We start from the raw sequence: 19,348 nt of genomic DNA on the forward strand, positions 1-19,348 counted from the left end.
CAATTCTTCAGAACAAGCGGAAAGCTCCTGCTGGCAGGAGCACTTTCCATGGTGATGCTGAGCGGNTGCGGGTCTTCTTCAGAGACGCCATCAGCTTCCGCATCAGCAGTTTCAGAGAGCGCATCAGCAGAGTCATCACCTTCTGCTGCTGCATCAGAAGACGGCTATGTCACGATCACGGATCATGCTGACCGCACGGTAACAGTCAAAGCAGATCCTGAAAGCGTCGTGATCACGGGCATCCTGCCGCTGGCATCGGTTCTGACGGTATATCTGGATTCTCCGGAAACGATCAAGGCGATGGAACCTGCGAGCATGAACGCTGCCAGGAATGGAATCCTTTCTGAGATCTATCCGGATATCGTCAATATTGATACCGATATCATGAATGGCGATGATCTGAATGTGGAAGCTGTCGCAGCTCTGAATCCGGATGTCGTTTTCTACAATGCCAACAATACGGCCGAAGGGGAACGTCTGGAAAATGCGGGGATCACAGCAGTGGCAGTATCTCCGACCAAGTGGAACTATGATTGCATCAGGACATATAACGAATGGATTGCACTGCTGAATCAGATCTATCCAAGCCGCGCAGCAGGCCATGAGACGCTCGTCGATACCTACAGCAATGAGATCTATGACAAGATCCAGCAGGCTGTCAGCACGGTATCAGACGATGAGAAACAGAAGGTTCTGTTCTTGTACCAGTATGATGAAAATACGATGGTCACTTCCGGCTCCAGCTTCTTCGGCCAGTGGTGGTGTGATGCGGTCGGCGCTCTGAATGCGGCAGAATCCGTTTCGGCTGATAACAGCAATGCCACGATCACGATGGAACAGGTCTATGAATGGAATCCGGATGTCATTATCATTACGAATTTCACGAAGACCCAGCCGGATGATCTCTACAATAATGCCATCGGCGATGATGACTGGAGCACGGTGAAAGCTGTTCAGGATCATCGTGTATACAAGATGCCGCTTGGCACTTATCGCACCTACACGCCTGGTGTCGATACCCCGATGACTCTGGAGTGGCTTGCTCAGGCAGTTTATCCGGATCTGTTCCAGGATATCAATATCACGGCTGATGTCAAAGCGTATTACAGTGAGCTCTATGGCATCACGCTGACCGATGAGCAGATTCAGAAGATGTATAATCCCAACAGTGCAGCTGGCACCATGAACTGAATCAGAAGCACTGAGGCTGTGAAGAAATCTCCTGGATCAGGATCTGATTTCTTCACAGCTTTTCATATGTCTGCAAGGATCAGAACATCAGAAAACATGTGAAAGACTGTGAAAAAACTCTCAGAGTCGTATAATAATAATACCGGAAGAGAAACCGGGATCTTCGGACTCGGATTTCTGAATGACCGGCAGATAGCAGTTTCATGATTCGCTGCATCCTTGATGGAGCGGCAGGAGGAAAAGACATGAACAGATCACAGAAAACACAGAAGCTGACTCTTGCGGCTTTTTTTGTCGCAATTGAGATCCTGATGGCAGTTACACCGATCGGTTTTATTCCGGTCGGTGCCATCAACATCACGACGATGCATCTGCCGGTGATTCTCTCCGGCATCGTGCTCGGGCCGGGGTTCGGAGCGATGACCGGTTTCATCTTCGGATTATCCAGTATGCTGAAAGCAACGTTTCAGCCCGGCATCACGAGTTTCTGCTTCAGCCCGTTCATCACGATCGGGGGAGTGCATGGAAACTTTGCCAGCATTCTGATTGCCTTCGGACCGAGAATGTTTCTCGGGGCATTCTCCGGCGTTCTGTATCGGTGGATCCGGAAACATCATGGAAGTGTGGTGAAAGCTGCCAGCATCTCGGCAGCGGTCAATACGCTGCTGCACACGCTGCTGGTCATGGGACTGATCTGGGTCTTCTTCGGAACTCAGTATGCCAATGCCGCAGGAATCACGGTCGGAGCAGTGATTCTGGCAGTTCTTGCCAGCAACGGAATTCTTGAGATCATCCTGGCTGCAGCAGTCATTCCTGCTCTGGCCAGAGCGCTGAATCCTCAGATGGAAAGGATGGGAATTGCATCATGAGCGAAGAGAAGAAACCATGCGTGATCGTCGGCGTGACTGGCGGCATTGCCGTATACAAGACGTGCGGGCTGGTATCAAGCCTCACGAAACAGGGCTATGAGGTCCATGTGCTGATGAGCGAGGCAGCCGAGAAGTTCGTCACGCCGCTGACCTTTCAGACCTTGTCTCATCAGCGGGTGATCACCGACATGTTCTCCGTGGAATATGAACCGGATGTACATCATGTCAGCCTTGCCAAGAAGGCAGACGTATTCGTGATTGCGCCGGCAACGGCAGATGTGATCGCGAAGGTGGCCAATGGGATTGCCGATGATATGCTGACGACGACATTCCTTGCGGCAGAATGCCCGAAGCTGCTGGTGCCGGCGATGAATACGCACATGCTGATGAATCCGGCTACCCAGGACAACCTGGAGAAGTGCAGAAGATATGGCATGCATATTCTTGAAAGCGAGTGCGGGTATCTGGCTTGCGGCGATACGGGCAGGGGAAGAATGCCGGAAGCCGATGAAATCGAAGACGCTCTGAAGCAGCTGCTCGTGAGGGATCCGTACCTGAAAGGAAAGAAGGTTCTGATCACGGCCGGACCGACCCAGGAGGCGATTGATCCGGTGCGGTATCTCACGAATCACAGTTCCGGAAAGATGGGCTATGCATTGGCACTTGCTGCTCGCAATGCCGGTGCTGAGGTGACGCTGGTAGCTGGAAAGAATCATCTGAAAGATCTCCGCGGCGTGCATATGATTCCGGTGGTTTCTGCGGCAGATATGGCTGCGGCAGTGCTGCCATTGCAGAAAGACATGGATCTGATGATCCTTGCTGCAGCCGTGGCAGACTATACGCCGGCAGAAACTTCTGAAGAGAAGATCCATAAGCAGGAAGGCGATGCAATGCTCGAACTGAAGAGAACTCAGGACATTCTTGCAACACTTGGCGAACATAAACCGGTCGGGCAGATCCTCGTCGGGTTCTCGATGGAGACGGAGAATGCGGAGCAGCGTTCTCTGGAAAAGCTGAAGAAGAAGCACTGTGACTACATTGTCTCGAACAATGTGAAAGAACCAGGCGCAGGCTTTGCAGTGGATACGAACAAGGTCACGATCTTCAGCGCGGAAGGAAAGAAAGAACTTGGCCTGCTGAGCAAGGAAGAAACTGCTGAGAAAATCCTTGCGGCAGTATCCGGGAGGTAATGCATGAAATCCTATCTTCTTACGATTGATGCAGGAAATACGCACATCAAGATGCAGCTCATGAGAGACGGCATTTCAGAATCCAGCTTCCGACTGACCACGAAGACGCCGCGAACCAGCGATGAATACGGGATTGTCGAAAAGGAATTCCTGGATTCTCTGAATCTTTCTGCTTCTGATATCGAAGCCGTCATCATCTCCTCGGTGGTTCCGAAGATCATGTATGCGCTGACTTCTTCCGTGAAGAAGTATCTGAAGAAAGAACCGATGATCATCGGTCCGGGCATCCGCACCGGCATCCAGATCCGCAATGACAATCCCAAGGAAGTCGGTGCCGACCGGCTGGTGGATGTGGTTGCGGCATACTACACCTATCATCGCAGCTGCATCATTGTGGACTTCGGCACGGCAACGACGTTTGACTATGTCTCTGCAGAAGGAATCTTCCAGTATACGGTCATCGCTCCGGGTCTTGATATCTGTGCCCAGGCCCTGACCAGCAGCACCGCGAAGCTTCCGGAAATCGAGATCGAGAAACCTGCCAGCATTCTCGGCAGGAATACGATTTCCGGCATGCAGGCAGGGGTCGTATATGGCTATATTGGCTGCGTGGAAGGAATTCTGAAGCGCATGAAGCAGGAGCTGAAGGACCAGGGTGCCTATGTCATCGCAACCGGCGGACTTGGCAAAGTGATTGCCAATGAGACCTCCAGCATTGACCTGTATGATCCGGACATTGCCGGAAAGGGCATGTATATCCTGTATCAGAAGAACAAGGAGAACCTATGAAACCAGTTTCGATTTATCAGGTTTTCCCGCGGGACTTCGGTCCGCATGGAAACCTGAACGATGTTACGGAACAGCTTTCTCACATCAGAGAGATGGGCTTTGATTATGTCTATCTGCTGCCGATTCATCCGATCGGCATTGAAGGCCGCAAAGGAACGCTGGGAAGTCCGTATGCCATCCGGAACTATGATGCTGTAGATCCTGCTTACGGCACGATGGAAGACTTCATGAATCTGATTGAAAGAGCGCATGCATGCGGGCTGAAAGTCATGATGGACATTGTCATCCATCACAGCGCCTGCGATCATCCCTGGGTAAAGGAACATCCGGAATTCTATCACCGCGATGAAACCGGCCGAGTTGTCCGTTCGGTTCCGGACTGGTCGGATATCTATGACTTCGATTATTCCAGCACGGGATTGCGGAGAGAACTGCTGGCCATGCTGAAGAGGTGGGCAGAGAAGGGCGTTGATGGCTTCCGCTGCGATGTGGCTTCCCTGGTACCGCTGGACTTCTGGCTCGAAGCGCGCAGAGAAGTCGCGGCAATCAATCCGGACTTTCTGTGGCTGGCCGAATCCGTGGATATGCCGTTAGTGAGAATGGTCCGGGCACAGGGACTGGATGCCGTCAGCGACAGCGAGCTTTGCCAGGCGTTCGATCTCCTGTATCCGTATGATCTGCGTCCGGAATGGGATGATGCGGAGAATCATGGAAATCTGCTTCCGCTGCAGCGGATGCTGGACTATACGATGACGGAATATCCGAGAAATCTGTCCAGAATCTGGTGCCTGGAGAATCATGACTGCCGCCGCATCGCTTCAGCCGTGAACAAAGAATCCGAGAAGAACTGGCTGGCATTCACGTTCTTATTGCCTGGGGTTGCCTTCCTCTATGCTGGCGAAGAGGCTTATGAAACGCATCTGCCTTCTCTGTTTGAAGCAGAACCGGTAGGCAGGAAGAACCGTTCTATCGAACTGGAAAAATGGATTGCTGATCTGAATGCTCTGCGCAAAGAAACACTTCGAACAGTGTGGTCGGTTCAGGTATTTCCGAATGAGACAGGAATGGAATTTGCTGCCTTCGGACCGGAAGTCTATTACGGACTCTTTGCAGTCAATGGCAGCACCAGCCTGAAGACGGAACTGAAAGACGGATCCTACCGGAATCTTCTGAATCGGGAAGAGCTGGAAGTGAAGAACCATGAACTTCCTGCTTCGGCTGCGCCATTCTATGCAAGGATCCGGGAAGAAGATCTGGGGCATTGATGAAAAGAAAAAGACCCTCACAGGGTCTTTTTACATGGTGCCGCTTGGCAGAATTGAACTGCCCGTTCATCCTTACCATGGATGCGTATTACCACTATACTAAAGCGGCGAGTGCCCTAATATCATATCAGATCATCTGCACATTTCAATAGGAATTTCGGTTTTTGAGCTCTTCATAGACCAGCGATACCGGAAGACCCATAATCGAGTAGAAATCTCCTTCAATGGACTTCACATATCTGGCTGCTAATCCCTGGATTCCGTAGGCACCTGCCTTGTCATCTGCTTCTCCGCTTTCCACATACGAAGAAATCTCTTCTTCCGACAGCGGAAAGAAGGATACTTGATTAACCGTGACGGTCTGATAGTTCCGGCGATCCGACAGGATGCAGAGACCGGTGATGACTTCGTGCGTCGTTCCGGAAAGTTCTCTCAGCATGCGCTTTGCATCTTCATGATCATGTGGCTTGCCAAGTACTTCGCCATGGATGGTCACGATCGTATCGGAGCCGATGACGATTGCGTCCGGGTGTCTTTTCAGGACTGCTTCTGCTTTCCGGAAGGAAAGAGCCTGGATTTCTTCCTGCAGGGGATTGTCCGGATTGATGGTCTCATCGAGATCTGCAGCATCTGCCGTAAAAGGAATTCCGCACTTCTGCAATAGTTCTCTTCGTCTCGGGGATCTGCTGGCAAGAATCAGTTCTTTCATAACGGCCTCGTTTCTGCTTTCTATCTTAACCGAAAAAAAGAAGAATTCGAAGGAACATTCAGCAATCCTGTTTCAGACCTTCTGTAAGCCCTTCCGGATGGTATAATGAACACGTCAAGCAAAAAGGAGATAAAAAAGGATTATGTCAAAAGAACCAGTGCTTGTGATCCTTGCGGCCGGAATGGGAAGCCGCTACGGAGGCATGAAGCAGATCGATGGCGTCGGCAGCCATGGTGAACCGATCATTGATTTCTCAATCTATGATGCCTATCAGGCAGGTTTCCGCAAAGTCATTCTGATCATCAAGAAAGAACATGAGGAACTCTTCCGCAAAGCGCTGACCGATCGCGTGGAAGCAGGCGGAATGGAAGTGGCTTTTGCTTATCAGGATATGCAGAATATTCCGGAGGGTTTCTCCGTTCCGGAAGGAAGAGTCAAGCCATGGGGAACCACGCATGCACTGCTTGCATGCAAGGGTATCGTGGACAGCCCGTTTGCGATCATCAATGCGGATGATTTCTATGGGCGGAATGCCTATCAGGTGATCTATGACTACCTGAAGAATGAGATCTCAGATGATCATTATGCGATGGTAGGTTTCCGCTGCCTGAATACGCTGACCGAGAACGGAACCGTCACGAGAGGTCTCTGCGAGGAGAAGGATGGATATCTCTCCCATATCGTCGAGATCCAGAAGATCGCTTTGAAAGACGGCCATGCGGTCTATGAAGACGGCGACAGCTGGAAGACGATTCCGGACACTGCTCTTGTTTCGATGAACTTCTGGGGCTTCACACCGAAGATCTTCGACGAAGCAGAGCCGATCTTCACGCAGTTCCTGAAGGATCATCTGGCTGAGAACCCGATGAAGTGCGAGCATGTCATTCCGACGATGATGGGACAGCTTGTCACGGAAGGAAAGTGCTCCGTGAAGATGCTTTCCAGCACGGACAAGTGGTTCGGTGTCACCTACAAGGAAGATAAGCCGGATGTGGTCGCAAAAATCCAGGCCCTGAAAGATACCGGTGTCTATCCGGACGTTCTCTGGAAATAAGGAAGTATAGCTGGTTCAGTTAAAGGAGCCAGCTTTTTATGTGCGGTTCTTGTACTGCTTGCTGAGGGTGAAGCCGCGGCCGGCGACTTCCGTGACTCTGCTCACGATCAGGAAAGACTCCGGATCAATGGCATGGATGAGTTTCTCAACCTTCGGGAGTTCCCGGTCGGAGATGATGCTCAGCAGCATCTCTTCGGGTTCTCCGCTGTATCCGCCTTTTGCCTCGAGAATCGTGACGCCGCGGTCGACTTCGGAAAGAATTGCCTGACGGATTTCCGCAGAGTGCGCACTGATGACTTTGACTTCTGTCCGGGTGGTCCCCATCAGAAGCAGCTTATCCATCGTCATCGTGTAGATCAGCACGACGATGATTCCGTAAAGTGTTTTCTCAGGCGTATGGAAGAATGCCTGCAGCAGCAGGATGCAGAGATCCATCGCATTGAGCGAGAACGAAACCGGAATCCGGAAATAATGGTTCAGGACCAGGGGAGGAATATCCATGCCGCCGGTGGAGGCACCGGAACGGATGACTAATCCAAGCGAAACTCCGATGCCCAGCCCTGCGAATACCGCATTGAGCATCGTATTCTCCGTCAGCACGACATCCTTCAGAACGACTTCGAAGAAACTCAGCGCAAGCGGATAGGAGAACGTGGAAAGGATGGTTGTCATCGCGAACTTCTTTCCAAGTGTCTTCCATCCCCATACCAGCATGATCGTATTGAAGATCAGCAGAAACGGAGACACCGGAATATGCCAGATCCGGTTGACGAACAGCGCAATTCCGGTTGATCCGCCGGTGATCAGATCGGCCGGCATCACAAACAGTTTCACCGCCAGCGCATAGATGATATTCCCGGCAATCACGATCAGCATCGTGCCGAGTTCTGAAGTCTTCTGTTTCATGAAAATTCCCCCTGCAGATTCTCATCATATCATCTTTCCAGACCCTGGGGATTTTCCCGGAGCCATGTCGGGATGGCGGAGGTCATGATATAATATTCACCGCGAAGGGAGATCACGACTTTGTCGAGTTATAACATCAGCCTGACCCTGNAAAATATCCGGACTATCACTGTGATGTTCCTGGATATCTTCATCATGTGGCTCGTTTTATATTATGCAATCCGTCTGGTTCGCTCGAACACGAAGACGATCCAGATTTTCAAAGGTATTCTGCTCGTCATCATCATTGACGGCATTGCGAAATTTCTTGGTCTGAAGACGGTTCAGTATCTGACCGACATGTTCATCAACTGGGGCTTTCTTGCGATCATCATCATCTTCCAGCCGGAAATCCGATCTCTGCTTGAAAGATTAGGCAAGACGAATGTGTTCTCGAGAATCACGACCCTGACTGGCAATGAGAAAGAAAACCTGGTCGATCAGATCGTCACTGCGACAATGCTGCTGTCAAAGGATCAGACCGGTGCTCTGATCTGCATTGAGCAGAATCATCCGCTTGATGATTTCATCGCTACCGGCACGAAGCTGAATTCGGATGTGACAGCAGAACTGCTGACCTCGATCTTCGTGACTTCCACACCGCTTCATGATGGTGCAGTCATCATCCAGGGTGACAAGATTGCCTGCGCAAGTGCATACTTCCCGCCGACCAATCTGGAACTTCCTGGCAGATACGGTGCCCGGCATAGGGCAGCGATCGGTATCAGCGAGATCACGGATGCCGTGACGATTGTCGTCTCCGAGGAAACCGGAGCAGTCTCCATTACCGAAGGCGGCAAGATCATTTCCGTGAACCGCCGTCAGCTGAGAGACTATCTCTTACGAGTCATCTGCGGAGAAGAAACTGAAGTCCACGGCAGCGGCCGCAAGCTGAACAACGAAAAGCCGAGAGAAGTCATCATCGATGACACCCAGGAACTGAAGAAGGAAGGAAAGACCGGCAATACCGGTGTCCTTTCCAGACTCGCGATCAAGAAGCAGGAAGCCAAGGAACAGAAGCCTGAGAAGATCGAAGCTGAAGAAGTCATCCCGGCAGAGCAGCCGGAAGTGATCATCTCGGATGAAGACGAGAATATGAAGAAGCTCGATGAAGAGGCAGCGGAGATCAAGCTTCCGCACAAGAAGGCAAGACCTGCCCCGAGCTATCCGGAAAATGATTCCGTGAAGCGGTTCGAGAAAGAACGTCAGCACGAAGAAGAACTGAGAGAAAAAGAAGAAGCCATCCGTCAGGAACAGCTGGCTCAGAAGAAAGCAGCGGAAGAAGCAGAACGCAGACGGAAAGCGGCTGAAGAAGCCGAGCGTCAGCGCAAAGCTGCTGAAGAAACCGAACGCAAGCGCAAGGCAGCGGAAGAAGCAAAGCGCCTGGAAGCTGAAGCAAGAGTTCAGGAACCAGTCGAAGCAGCTCCGCGCATGACTCCGGAACAGGTCAGGGCAGCAAGAGAAGCAGCGTATCAGAAATTCTCTTCGGCCAGGAAGCCGGAAGTGAAGAAGGAATCAGAGAGTTCTCAGAATCAGGATTCCCAGTTTGATACGACGAAGCTCGACCTCGGCGAGCTGATGGGCATGAACGAGGATCTGGACAAGACGTTCGAAGTGATCGACTCGATCGACAGCAAGAAGAAGTCCAGTAAGACTTCTGATGATTCTTCTCAGCAGGAAGGAGGCAGCCGGAAATGAGCGAACTCGACAAGAACGGCCAGGAAGAACGCGGAACGAGCGAGCATAAGACGGAAATGGCGAATCAGATCGCCAGTCAGTCGCGCAAAGTTGCCAGCACCTACCAGCATGTTGAAGATGGTCTGGTCCGCATTGTGCGCTGGTTCTCAGCGTTTCTGGACAAGACGCTGTTCAGCCGCAAGTACAGCAAGCTGGTCTCGCTGATCCTGGCAATTCTGTTCTATGTGATTGTCAATTACAACAGCCAGTCTTCGCTGTATACCAATGCGATGCAGAATTCCCGCACGCTCAGTTCCGTGACTGTGACGGCAAAATACAACTCGGATACCTTTGAGCTTTCCGGACTTCCGGAAACGGCAGATATCACGATTTCCGGAGACGCGTCCAGCGTCACTGCGGCAGTGAATTCCCGCGGAGTCGTGGTAGCAGACCTGGAAGGTCTGACCGAAGGAACCCATGAAGTCGAACTGACGACTGAAGGCTTCGGCGACAGCGTTACGGTTACCGTCAAGCCTACGAACTGCTATATCACGCTGAGAAAGAAGACGACCCAGACATTTGATCTGAGCTACGACTTCATCAATACGGATAAGATGGACAGCATCTATTCGCTCGGTACTCCGGTATTCGAATATACGAAGGTCAATGTCCGTGCTTCCAAGGAAACGCTGAACACAATTGCCTTTGTCAAAGCACTGATCGATGTCAGCGGCCAGACAGCAGAGTTCACGCAGGATGCGAAGCTGATTGCCTATGATTCAAATGGGCAGCCGGTCGATGCAGGTATCTATCCTTCCACGGTCAGCGTGACGGTACCGGTCACTTCCCCGAACAAGACAGTGCCGATTGAAATTGAAGTCAGCGGAGATGTGCCGGACGGGCAGGCCATTGCCAGCATTGAAACGGATCAGCAGGCAGTCACGATCTACGGACCGGAATCCGTGCTGAGCCAGATTGATAAAGTAGTCGTTACCCTGAATGCAAGCACGATCACGAAGGATTCGACGATTCTTCGCCCGATCACCCTTCCTACCGGAGTCAATTCCAGCGATATCAACCAGATCACGATGACCGTGACGCTCGGGGAAGGCGTAAGCAGAACGATCGATGGCGTTCCGATCAAATACCGCAACAATACGAATAACTACAAGGCAGCGCCGGTCGACAATGTCACGACGACCAGCGTGACGGTATTCGGAACGGAAGAGAATATTGCAAACATCACCGCAGATGACATCGATGTCTACATCGACATGAAAGACGCAGTGCCGGGTCTCCAGGAATTCCCGCTTGAAGTCGAACAGCCTTCCGGCGGCCTGGTGAAGTACACGCTGAATCAGTCGACGCTGACGCTGAATGTCCTCGGTGAAACCGTAGATGATTCCAGTACATCGGAAGGAACAGGAGTGAACAATGGGTAGATATTTCGGAACAGATGGAATCCGGGGCAGAGCCAATGAAGGGCTGACTGCGTTCAAGGCATTCCAGGTCGGGCGTTATCTCGGCTATTACTTCGCAAAGGACGGCAAGCAGAGCATTCTCATCGGGAAAGATACCCGCCTGTCTTCGGACATGCTGGAATCCGCACTGGCAGCAGGAATTGCTTCAGAAGGGTGCGATGCATACCTGGCAGGATACTGCCCGACGCCGATGATCGCTTATCTGACCAGAAAAGAAGATTTCGCGGCAGGCGCGATGATCAGTGCGAGCCACAATCCGTTCTATGACAACGGCATCAAGATCTTCTCCAAAGAAGGCATCAAGCTTTCGGCAGATATTGAAGGTCTGATCGAAGATTATATCGACGGTCTCACGACCATCGAGTACCGCACGGACGGAGAGATCGGGAAGGTCATTTCCTATCCGGAAGGAATCGAGCATTATCTGAAATGGATCACGACGGAATTCCCAGTTGATCTTTCCGGTTTCCGCCTGGCAGCAGACTGTGCAAACGGATCTTCTTCCTTCACGGCTGAGCGTGCCCTGAAAGCCCTTGGTGCAGATATCACGATGGTGAACAATCATCCGGACGGTATCAACATCAATACGGAATGCGGCAGCACGCATCCGGAGCACTTCGTGGAATTCATGAAGCATGGCAATTATGATCTCGGCCTGATGTTTGACGGCGACGCTGATCGTCAGATCATGGTCGCCCCGGATGGCAGACTCGTCGACGGGGACTTCGTGCTCTATATCTGCGGGAAGTATCTGCGCGATCACGGCAAGCTGACGAACAATACGATCGTCACCACTGTCATGGCAAACCTCGGCCTGTTCAAGGCAATGGAGCGCGAAGGTATCCAGGTAGCCAGCACTCAGGTCGGTGATAAGTATGTCTATGAGAAGATGTGCAGCGATGATGATCAGGTTGGCGGCGAGCAGAGCGGCCACATCATCTTCAAAGCCCATGAGACCACCGGCGACGGTCTGGTCACTGCTCTGGTCATCCTTTCGATCATGAAGGAAACCGGCAAGACGATCAGCGAGCTGATGGAAGGCCTCAGAATCTATCCGCAGCTGCTGGTCAATGTCAGAGTCACTTCCAAGAACGATGCGATGGAAGATGCAGAAGTCCGCAAGGCGATTGAAGAAGTCAATGCAGAACTTGCCGGAAACGGCAGACTTCTCGTCCGTCCTTCCGGAACAGAACCGCTGATCCGAGTCATGGCAGAAGCAGAGACGGATGAGATCTGTGCAGAAGAAGTCGGCAAGGTTGCCGATGTCGTGCGCAGGAAGTTCGGGGCATAAAGGAATCAGGCCCAGGCAGTCACGCCTGAGCCTTTTTTACTGCTGTTTCAGGGAAATGGTGACATCCCTCATGTTATCCGGATATTCATTCAGATTATCCAGGAATAGCGCCTGATCTTTTCCTGGCAGAGACTTTACCAGAGCTTCGTCCTCGCTTCCTTCAAACATCGAACGGAACGTTCCCATCTGCCCTGAGAACAGGTATTCTCCTTCTTCTCCGAAGAGATCGAGAAGCTTTTTCTGAGTTTCTTCATCAAGGCCGGTATCCGCAAAGAGATCCGTGAGCCGCTGCACGACGCGGGTTCGGAAGACGGCAGAAGAATTGGCATCGAAGTCTTCGAAGAACGGATCATTCAGCTGATGCTCTTCTGCATATGCCTTCATGTCCAATGGTTCTGCGTGGTATTCCAGCGATTCTCCGGTGGTGAGCTTCACTGTGCCATACAGGTGCTGATAGACATCAAGACTTCCGGTCATGAGATCTGTCTCTTCGATGCCGGATACTTCAATGCTCCGGCAGGCCTGGAAATGGGTATGACCGCAGAAGTTGACCTTGACATGATACTTTGCATAGAGCTTCTGAACTTCGTCTGCGTTTTCAATCTGATAAGCATCGCTGGAAGGAACCAGATCCGTCAGCGAATGATGCATGGCACTGAGCACGGTGATGCCGCTTTCCTCTGCTTCCTGCAGAATCGGTTTCAGCCATTCAATGGTTTCTTCCCGGATTTTTCCGCCGGAATAGCTCACCATGCTGTTCTTCTCGTATTCCGCGCTATCCAGCATCAGAATCCAGCACGTTTCGCTGAGGGCAGAGACATAGCTGAGACTGGAAGGGTCGGTATAGATTGCATCGGCATAGCCATCATTCTGATAGATCGAACGGAATTCATCTGGCGTAATGCCATCAGCCTTGACTGCTTCGTCCCCGGACCAGTCTGCCGCATTCGGATTCTCAATATCATGATTGCCAGGCAGTACCAGCACCCGGATTCCCTGATCGGCCAGCTGCTTTAGTTTTTCAGCCAGCAGCATATGGCTCTTCTTCTCGCCGTTGAACGTCAGATCACCCGTCAGGATCAGCGCATCCGGACGGTCTTTTTCCGCCTGCTCAATCAGCGCATCCGTGAGCACATCGGCATATTCGGTCAGCTTCATGTCGGACTTCGCGAGCATGTTCTGAAAAGAGATTCCGCCCATGTATTCCGGCGCCAGCATATGCAGATCCGTAGCGGTCATCAGCGAAAGAGCTTCCGGTTCTGAATGGACTGATGCAGCAGAACACCCCGATATCAGGAGGCTGCACGAAGCGGCCAGAGGAAATAGTTTATTCATGAGGTTATTGTAGCGCACAATCCCATCTGATGGAGATAAGAGGCTCTTAGAAGAATGTGATATGATTACAGCGGAGCAAGTGTCCATGAAGAAAGTAATCAGCATTGTTGAAGACGAGAAAGATCTCAATGAGCTTGTGAAGCAGTATCTGCAGAAGGAAGGCTATGAAGTCCGTTCCTACCTGACCTTTGATGAAGCTCAGCTTCATACGGGAGATGATGACGTTCATCTGTGGATTCTCGATATCATGCTCGGCGATAAGAGCGGCTTTGATCTGATCGAGGAAATCAGACGCGTGAACCCGGAAGTCCCGGTGATTTTCATGTCGGCCAGAGATAAGGAATTCGATCGCATCATCGGCCTGGAAAAAGGCAGCGATGACTACATCACGAAGCCGTTCTCCCCGAAGGAGCTTGTGCTGCGCGTGAATAATGTCATCCGCAGAACGTATAAAGACGAAGAGACGAGACTGGAGACGGATGGCTATTCGATCGATGAATCCAAACGCACGGTCTATGACCGCGACGGCAATGTGATTGACCTCACGACGAAGGAATTCGAACTGCTGATGCTGTTCGTGAAGAACAGAGGCACGGCCTTCTCGAGAGATCAGATCCTTGAGAAAGTATGGGAAACCAACTACTTCGGCAGCGACCGGGTAGTCGACGATACGCTGAGAAGACTGCGCAAGAAGATGCCTGATCTCAGCATCCATACCATTTACGGCTTCGGATACCGGCTCGGCTGATGAAACGCTTCCGGATGTGGCTGCGCGAACTGAATCTGACGCAGCAGCTGATGAGCATTCTGTTTCTTGTCATCTTCACCCTGACGGTGTTCATTTTCACGTTTCTTTCGCCGACCATCAACCAGTTCACCTGGAATGAGATGTATCGGACGCTGCATGTATCGCAGACCACGCTCGTCACGTATCTGAACCAGAATCCGGACACGCTGCCGCCAAGAGCGAAAGAATCAGAAGGGGACATCCTGAGCGCGATCTATGATCTTGATCAGGGATCGTTCTATTACCTCAGTCCCGAAGAATTCACGGAAGCAGAACAGACCAGTATCCTGGCCAATCTTCCTTCTCTTTCTGATACCCGCGGGGATTATATGTTCTCGGAAACCGGCAAGCGTTCTCAGCAGGTGCTCTATACGATTACGAAGCTGACTGACGGCAGATACATGATCTCGCTGATGCCGAGTTCCTATGAACTTGAATTCCGCAGTCTGCTCGTCAACAATATCGTCAATCTGAACATGCTGGTGGCACTGACTTTGTTCATCCTGCTGACGATCTGGATTGCGAGCCTGATCTACCCGCTCAATCAGATCCGTACCTATATCACGAAGATCAAGAATGATGAACCGGCCGTTCTCACTGTGAACCGCCGGGATGAAATCGGCGAAGTCGCCGATGCCCTGCGGGAGATGCAGGCGGAACTTCAGAAGCAGAATGAAGAGAAGCAGGAGATGATTCAGAACATCTCGCATGATCTGAAGACGCCGATCGCAACGATCAAGTCCTATGGCGAATCCATCAAGGATGGCATCTATCCGTACGGGACGCTTGAGAAATCCGTTGATGTCATCATCGAGAATGCCGATCGTCTTGAGAAGAAAGTCCGTTCTCTGATCGCTCTGAACAAGATGGGATATCTGCTCGATGACTGTCCGGAAGGGGATACCCTCGACATGAATGAGGTCATCGATAAAGTGCTGCTCGGACTCAAAGTCATCCGTCCGGAAATTTCGTTTGAGACAGATCTGGATAAGGGTGTCCTGTTCCACGGCGATGAGGATCCATGGCGGATTGTCGTTGAGAACCTTGTAGATAATGCATTGCGCTATGCAAGAACCACGATCCGCATTGAGCTTCATCCTGGAGAACTGTCGGTCATCAATGACGGCAGTCAGATCTCTGAAGACCGCATGGGGAAGCTCTTCAAGGCATATGAGAAAGGAACAGACGGACAGTTCGGCCTCGGCCTTTCCATTGTCTATAAAGTATGCTCAACCTATGGCTATCACATCGAAGCTGAGAATCTTGCCGATGGCGTGAAGTTCCATATCTGGAAAGAACTCCCTGCCAAGGCCCGCAAGGCTCTCGAAAAAGAGAAGAAACAGGAAGCCCGCGAGAAGGCAAGGTCTTCCCGCAAGGCTAAGTAAGCGCTCTTATGCTTAACGCAGGAGCGTTTTTACGATAAAATAGCAACGCATATGACGCAATACGGGATATTCAGAGGGGTCAGAACCTCCTATCGCAAGAGCGGGGAAGGAAAAGATGTCATCCTGCTTCATGGCTGGGGACAGAACATGCAGATGATGGAGCAGATCGAGCATCATCTCTGCACGATGTTTTCCGTATGGAATCTCGACTTTBCAGGATTCGGCGAGAGCGATCTTCCGCCGGAGCCATGGGGCGTAAGCGACTATGAAGATTTTCTGGCCGATTTCATTGCTCAGAATCATATCGAGAACCCGATTCTAATTGCCCATTCCTTCGGCTGCCGGGTGGCGATCCGCTATGCGGCAGATCATCCTTCTGAAGTGCGGAAGATGTGCCTGACCGGCGCCGCTGGCATCAAGCCGAAACCAACCGAGAAGCAGAAGATGAAGACTTCTCTGTACAAAGCGGGGAAGTGGTTCCTGAAGATAACCGGCCAGACAAAGAAGCTGGAAGAGCTTCAGAACCGTTCCGGATCTGAAGACTACCGGAATGCAAAAGGCGTCATGAGACCTACCTTCGTCAAAGTGGTCAATGATGATGTCAGCCCGATTCTGAACAAGGTAGTCTGCCCGGTATTGCTGGTATGGGGAGAATATGACACTGCCGTTCCGCTGGAAATGGGAAGACAGATGGAACGGGAAATGCCGGATGCAGGCTTAGCGATCTTTGAAGGCGATGACCATTTTGCCTACTGGCATCAGCCGGAGCGCTTCAACCGTGTACTCGATATCTTCCTGAAAGAGGACCATGCATGATCGAAACCGTTACTAAACTGCTGTACTTTCTGGCTGTCATCCTGGCAGCCCTGGTGCCAGCCAAGCATGCGCTGCATATGTTTCAGCAGAATCGCTATGAACTCGGCCGCTATGTCAGCTGGATCGAAGAAAACCTCGAAGGAGGAGCTAGAAGGGCACTGATTCCGACCCTGGTCATTGTTGCAGTTGCCTTCTCCTGCATGAAGCTTTCCACCGAAGCAGTGCTGATCGTATGCATCCTGATTGCCGCAGCCCTTGCAATCGTGCTGTTTCGCAGAGAGAAGCAGCAGCAGTACATCAAGCCGCTTGTCTATACGGACCGTGTGAAGCGCCAGATTGCGGTGCTTGTCATTCTGTACGCAATGATCCAGATCATCCTGCTGGTCCGCTACCGGAGGCTCAACACGTGGCTGATGCTTGCAATGTCCTACTTCGGACCGTGGCTGCTGATCTTCCCGATGGCGCTGATCACGTCCCCGATCGAGAACGCAGTCAAGAAGTGGTATATCAATGATGCCAAGAAGAAGCTGGCCGAACACGATACGATGATCCGCATAGGCATCACCGGGTCCTATGGCAAGACCAGCACGAAGAATGCGATGCAGGCAGTGCTCTCGGAGCAGTTCTGCAGTCTCATGACGCCGGCCAGCTACAATACCCCGATGGGCATTACCCGCACGATCAGGGAATATCTGAAGCCGATCGATCAGATTTTCATCTGCGAGATGGGTGCCGATCATGTCGGCGACATCACGGAGCTCATGAATTTCGTCCATCCGACGATCGGCGTTGTCACCTCAATCGGCCCTCAGCATCTGGCAACGTTCGGAAGCCAGGAGAACATCATCCATGAGAAGATGCAGATGATCGAGATGCTGCCGGAAGACGGCTTCGGAGTCCTGAACTATGACTGCGACTTCATCCGGAATTATTGCATTCATAATTCCGTGAAGACAGTATCCTATGGCATTGATAATCAAGACGCAGATTACCGGGCAGAGAATATCCGGTATTCCGAAAACGGCACTTCCTTCACGCTCGTTCATGGCGAGGAACGCGTTCCGTTTGAGACAAAGCTGCTCGGCAAGCTCAATATCCTGAATATTCTCTCGGCAATCGCTGTATCCAGATATCTGCAGGTCAGCTGGCCGGTGATCCAGAAGGGCGTGAAGTCCATGAAGCAGGTGGAACACCGCTTGGAACAGAAGATCATCAACGGCCGTCACTTCATCGATGATGCATTCAATTCCAATCCGAGCGGTTCCCATATGGCTCTGGAAGTCCTTTCCGGAATGCCGTCAAAGAGGTGGATCGTGACTCCGGGCATGATTGATCTCGGCCCGAAGCAGAATGAATACAATCATGCGTTCGGTGCCCAGATGAAGGACTGTGCCGACCGCGTGATCCTGGTTGGCGAAACTCAGACAAAACCGATCTATGAAGGACTGAAAGAATCCGGGTTTGACATGGATCAGGTATTAGTCATGCATACAGTAAAGGAGGCATTCGCATATCTGTGGCAGAATGCCGCAGCGGAAGACACCATTCTGCTTGAGAACGATCTTCCGGATGCGTTCAATCACTGATGAAAAACTGGTCGATTATAGGTACCTGGAAGCTCTCCCTGAATGGTACTGCAAAGGGAGCAGAACTTCTGAAGAATCATGGAACAGCAGGCGATGCTGCCCTGACGGGATGCCAGGATGTCGAAGACAATCCGCTCTTCAGCTGCATCGGCTATGGCGGTCTTCCTGATGAAGATGGCCATGTGACACTTGATGCCGGATATATGGACGGCACGACAATGCGCTTCGGGGCTGTGGCAGACCTCGAAGGCTATCGTTCTCCTTCAGCCATAGCAAAGTCTCTCTCCGAACCGGAATTCAATAACTTCCTGGTCGGTACCGGCGCAGCCGCATATGCGGAAGAACATCACTTCGAGCGCCGCAATAACCTCACACCTGAATCCGAGCAGAAGTATCTGAAGGAAAATGCCGCAAAGAAAGATCTGTCTGCCTATAAGGAAACCCATGATACGGTCTGCTTCCTGGCAAAAGATGAAACCGGAAATCTCTGTGTCTGCACCAGCACTTCTGGTCTGTTTCTGAAACATGCAGGCAGAGTCGGAGATACCCCGGTCGTCGGGTGCGGTTTCTATGCGGACAAGGAAATTGGTGCTGCTGCCGCAACCGGAGTAGGCGAAGAGATCATGAAGGGAGCCCTCAGCTCTGAAGTCGTCCGCCGTATGAGGGATGGCGAATCGGTGCAGAAAGCAGCAGAAGGCGCAGTCGCTGATCTGACTTCACTTCTGAAGAAACGCAAAGGCTCCTGCGGAAATATCTCTCTCATCGCAATGGATCATGAAGGAAATGTCGGTGTCGGAACGAATATTCCGTTCCCGTTTACTACGGCGGAGCCAGGTCAGCCAGCCAGGTTGTTCCTGGCTGAACCGGATGGCGATCATCTGAAGATCCGGGAGGTTCAGAATCCAGACGAAATCAGAATCGACTGAGAAAGCTGCTGTGTTCTCTGCAGCAGTGAAGACGGACAGAATGTGCGAAGAT

17 protein-coding genes and 1 tRNA gene are annotated in these 19,348 nt (G+C 51.6%); 14 read left to right on the forward strand and 4 right to left on the reverse strand.

The genetic code is table 11. The annotated features are described in order from the left end of the window. Positions 1 to 384 precede the first annotated feature (384 nt). The 5 genes from FYJ51_RS01540 to FYJ51_RS01560 all read left to right on the forward strand — a co-directional run bounded on the left by FYJ51_RS01540 (position 385) and on the right by FYJ51_RS01560 (position 5,304). The gene (locus tag FYJ51_RS01540; RefSeq protein ID WP_456243029.1) at positions 385 to 1,191 is read left to right on the forward strand and encodes an ABC transporter substrate-binding protein; all 807 of its coding nucleotides are present in this window, start codon (positions 385 to 387) and stop codon (positions 1,189 to 1,191) included. Positions 1,192 to 1,436: 245 nt separating this feature from the next. Continuing rightward, positions 1,437 to 2,060 carry an ECF transporter S component gene (locus tag FYJ51_RS01545; protein ID WP_154502404.1) on the forward strand — a complete coding sequence of 208 codons (624 nt, stop codon included), beginning with the start codon at positions 1,437 to 1,439 and terminating at the stop codon, positions 2,058 to 2,060. Then, positions 2,057 to 3,250 carry a bifunctional phosphopantothenoylcysteine decarboxylase/phosphopantothenate--cysteine ligase CoaBC gene (gene coaBC / locus FYJ51_RS01550; protein ID WP_154502407.1) on the forward strand — a complete coding sequence of 398 codons (1,194 nt, stop codon included), beginning with the start codon at positions 2,057 to 2,059 and terminating at the stop codon, positions 3,248 to 3,250. Before FYJ51_RS01545 ends, coaBC begins: the two co-directional genes overlap by 4 nt. A 3-nt stretch (positions 3,251 to 3,253) precedes the next feature. Next, the gene (locus FYJ51_RS01555; RefSeq protein WP_105304281.1) at positions 3,254 to 4,039 is read left to right on the forward strand and encodes a type III pantothenate kinase; all 786 of its coding nucleotides are present in this window, start codon (positions 3,254 to 3,256) and stop codon (positions 4,037 to 4,039) included. Then, positions 4,036 to 5,304: an alpha-amylase family glycosyl hydrolase gene (locus FYJ51_RS01560; protein WP_154502410.1), complete on the forward strand. Its 1,269-nt coding sequence runs from the start codon at positions 4,036 to 4,038 to the stop codon at positions 5,302 to 5,304. The genes FYJ51_RS01555 and FYJ51_RS01560 overlap by 4 nt, the downstream gene beginning before the upstream one ends. A gap of 35 nt (positions 5,305 to 5,339) precedes the next feature. On the opposite strand, the gene FYJ51_RS01565 is transcribed toward FYJ51_RS01560, so the two are convergent. After that, a tRNA-Thr gene (locus FYJ51_RS01565) sits at positions 5,340 to 5,413 on the reverse strand. A gap of 36 nt (positions 5,414 to 5,449) precedes the next feature. Further along, the gene (locus FYJ51_RS01570; protein WP_154502412.1) at positions 5,450 to 6,013 is read right to left on the reverse strand and encodes a Maf family protein; all 564 of its coding nucleotides are present in this window, start codon (positions 6,011 to 6,013) and stop codon (positions 5,450 to 5,452) included. Between the two features lie 142 nt (positions 6,014 to 6,155). On the opposite strand from FYJ51_RS01570, the gene FYJ51_RS01575 reads away from it, so the two are divergent. Then, a complete protein-coding gene (locus tag FYJ51_RS01575) occupies positions 6,156 to 7,067 on the forward strand; it encodes a sugar phosphate nucleotidyltransferase (RefSeq protein ID WP_154502414.1) in 912 nt (303 codons plus the stop codon). 36 nt (positions 7,068 to 7,103) lie between these two features. On the opposite strand, the gene FYJ51_RS01580 is transcribed toward FYJ51_RS01575, so the two are convergent. Further along, positions 7,104 to 7,973, reverse strand: coding sequence for a YitT family protein (locus FYJ51_RS01580; protein WP_154502416.1), 870 nt, complete (start codon positions 7,971 to 7,973; stop codon positions 7,104 to 7,106). Between the two features lie 174 nt (positions 7,974 to 8,147). Here FYJ51_RS01580 and cdaA point away from each other — a divergent pair, with 174 nt between their 5' ends. From cdaA to glmM, 3 genes are read left to right on the forward strand one after another with little or no spacing between them, the layout of a single operon-like run. Then, positions 8,148 to 9,710 (forward strand): diadenylate cyclase CdaA, encoded by a 1,563-nt coding sequence (gene cdaA, locus FYJ51_RS13675; protein ID WP_154502697.1) that lies wholly within the window; start codon positions 8,148 to 8,150, stop codon positions 9,708 to 9,710. Continuing rightward, positions 9,707 to 11,131 carry a CdaR family protein gene (locus FYJ51_RS01590; protein ID WP_154502418.1) on the forward strand — a complete coding sequence of 475 codons (1,425 nt, stop codon included), beginning with the start codon at positions 9,707 to 9,709 and terminating at the stop codon, positions 11,129 to 11,131. Before cdaA ends, FYJ51_RS01590 begins: the two co-directional genes overlap by 4 nt. After that, entirely contained in the window at positions 11,124 to 12,461 is a 1,338-nt protein-coding gene (gene glmM, locus FYJ51_RS01595; RefSeq protein WP_154502420.1) for a phosphoglucosamine mutase, read from the forward strand. Before FYJ51_RS01590 ends, glmM begins: the two co-directional genes overlap by 8 nt. A 36-nt stretch (positions 12,462 to 12,497) precedes the next feature. Here the strand turns inward: glmM and FYJ51_RS01600 are convergent, their stop codons facing one another. Beyond that, the gene (locus tag FYJ51_RS01600; RefSeq protein ID WP_205946107.1) at positions 12,498 to 13,700 is read right to left on the reverse strand and encodes a metallophosphoesterase family protein; all 1,203 of its coding nucleotides are present in this window, start codon (positions 13,698 to 13,700) and stop codon (positions 12,498 to 12,500) included. Positions 13,701 to 13,881: 181 nt separating this feature from the next. On the opposite strand from FYJ51_RS01600, the gene FYJ51_RS01605 reads away from it, so the two are divergent. Genes FYJ51_RS01605 through FYJ51_RS01625 form a run of 5 tightly spaced genes read left to right on the forward strand, consistent with a single transcriptional unit; the run spans position 13,882 to position 19,296 of the window. Next, on the forward strand, positions 13,882 to 14,544 hold the full coding sequence (locus FYJ51_RS01605; RefSeq protein ID WP_105304934.1) for a response regulator transcription factor: 663 nt from the start codon (positions 13,882 to 13,884) through the stop codon (positions 14,542 to 14,544). Then, entirely contained in the window at positions 14,544 to 15,968 is a 1,425-nt protein-coding gene (locus FYJ51_RS01610) for a HAMP domain-containing sensor histidine kinase (RefSeq protein ID WP_154502424.1), read from the forward strand. The genes FYJ51_RS01605 and FYJ51_RS01610 overlap by 1 nt, the downstream gene beginning before the upstream one ends. Before the next feature lie 51 nt (positions 15,969 to 16,019). Continuing rightward, a complete protein-coding gene (locus FYJ51_RS01615; protein ID WP_154502425.1) occupies positions 16,020 to 16,784 on the forward strand; it encodes an alpha/beta fold hydrolase in 765 nt (254 codons plus the stop codon). Next, entirely contained in the window at positions 16,781 to 18,370 is a 1,590-nt protein-coding gene (locus FYJ51_RS01620; RefSeq protein WP_154502427.1) for a Mur ligase family protein, read from the forward strand. The genes FYJ51_RS01615 and FYJ51_RS01620 overlap by 4 nt, the downstream gene beginning before the upstream one ends. Then, positions 18,370 to 19,296, forward strand: coding sequence for an isoaspartyl peptidase/L-asparaginase (locus FYJ51_RS01625; RefSeq protein ID WP_154502430.1), 927 nt, complete (start codon positions 18,370 to 18,372; stop codon positions 19,294 to 19,296). The genes FYJ51_RS01620 and FYJ51_RS01625 overlap by 1 nt, the downstream gene beginning before the upstream one ends. The last annotated feature ends 52 nt before the right edge of the window (positions 19,297 to 19,348 follow it).

This window comes from Stecheria intestinalis, assembly GCF_009696165.1.
Lineage (GTDB): Bacteria > Bacillota_I > Bacilli_A > Erysipelotrichales > Erysipelotrichaceae > Bulleidia > Bulleidia intestinalis.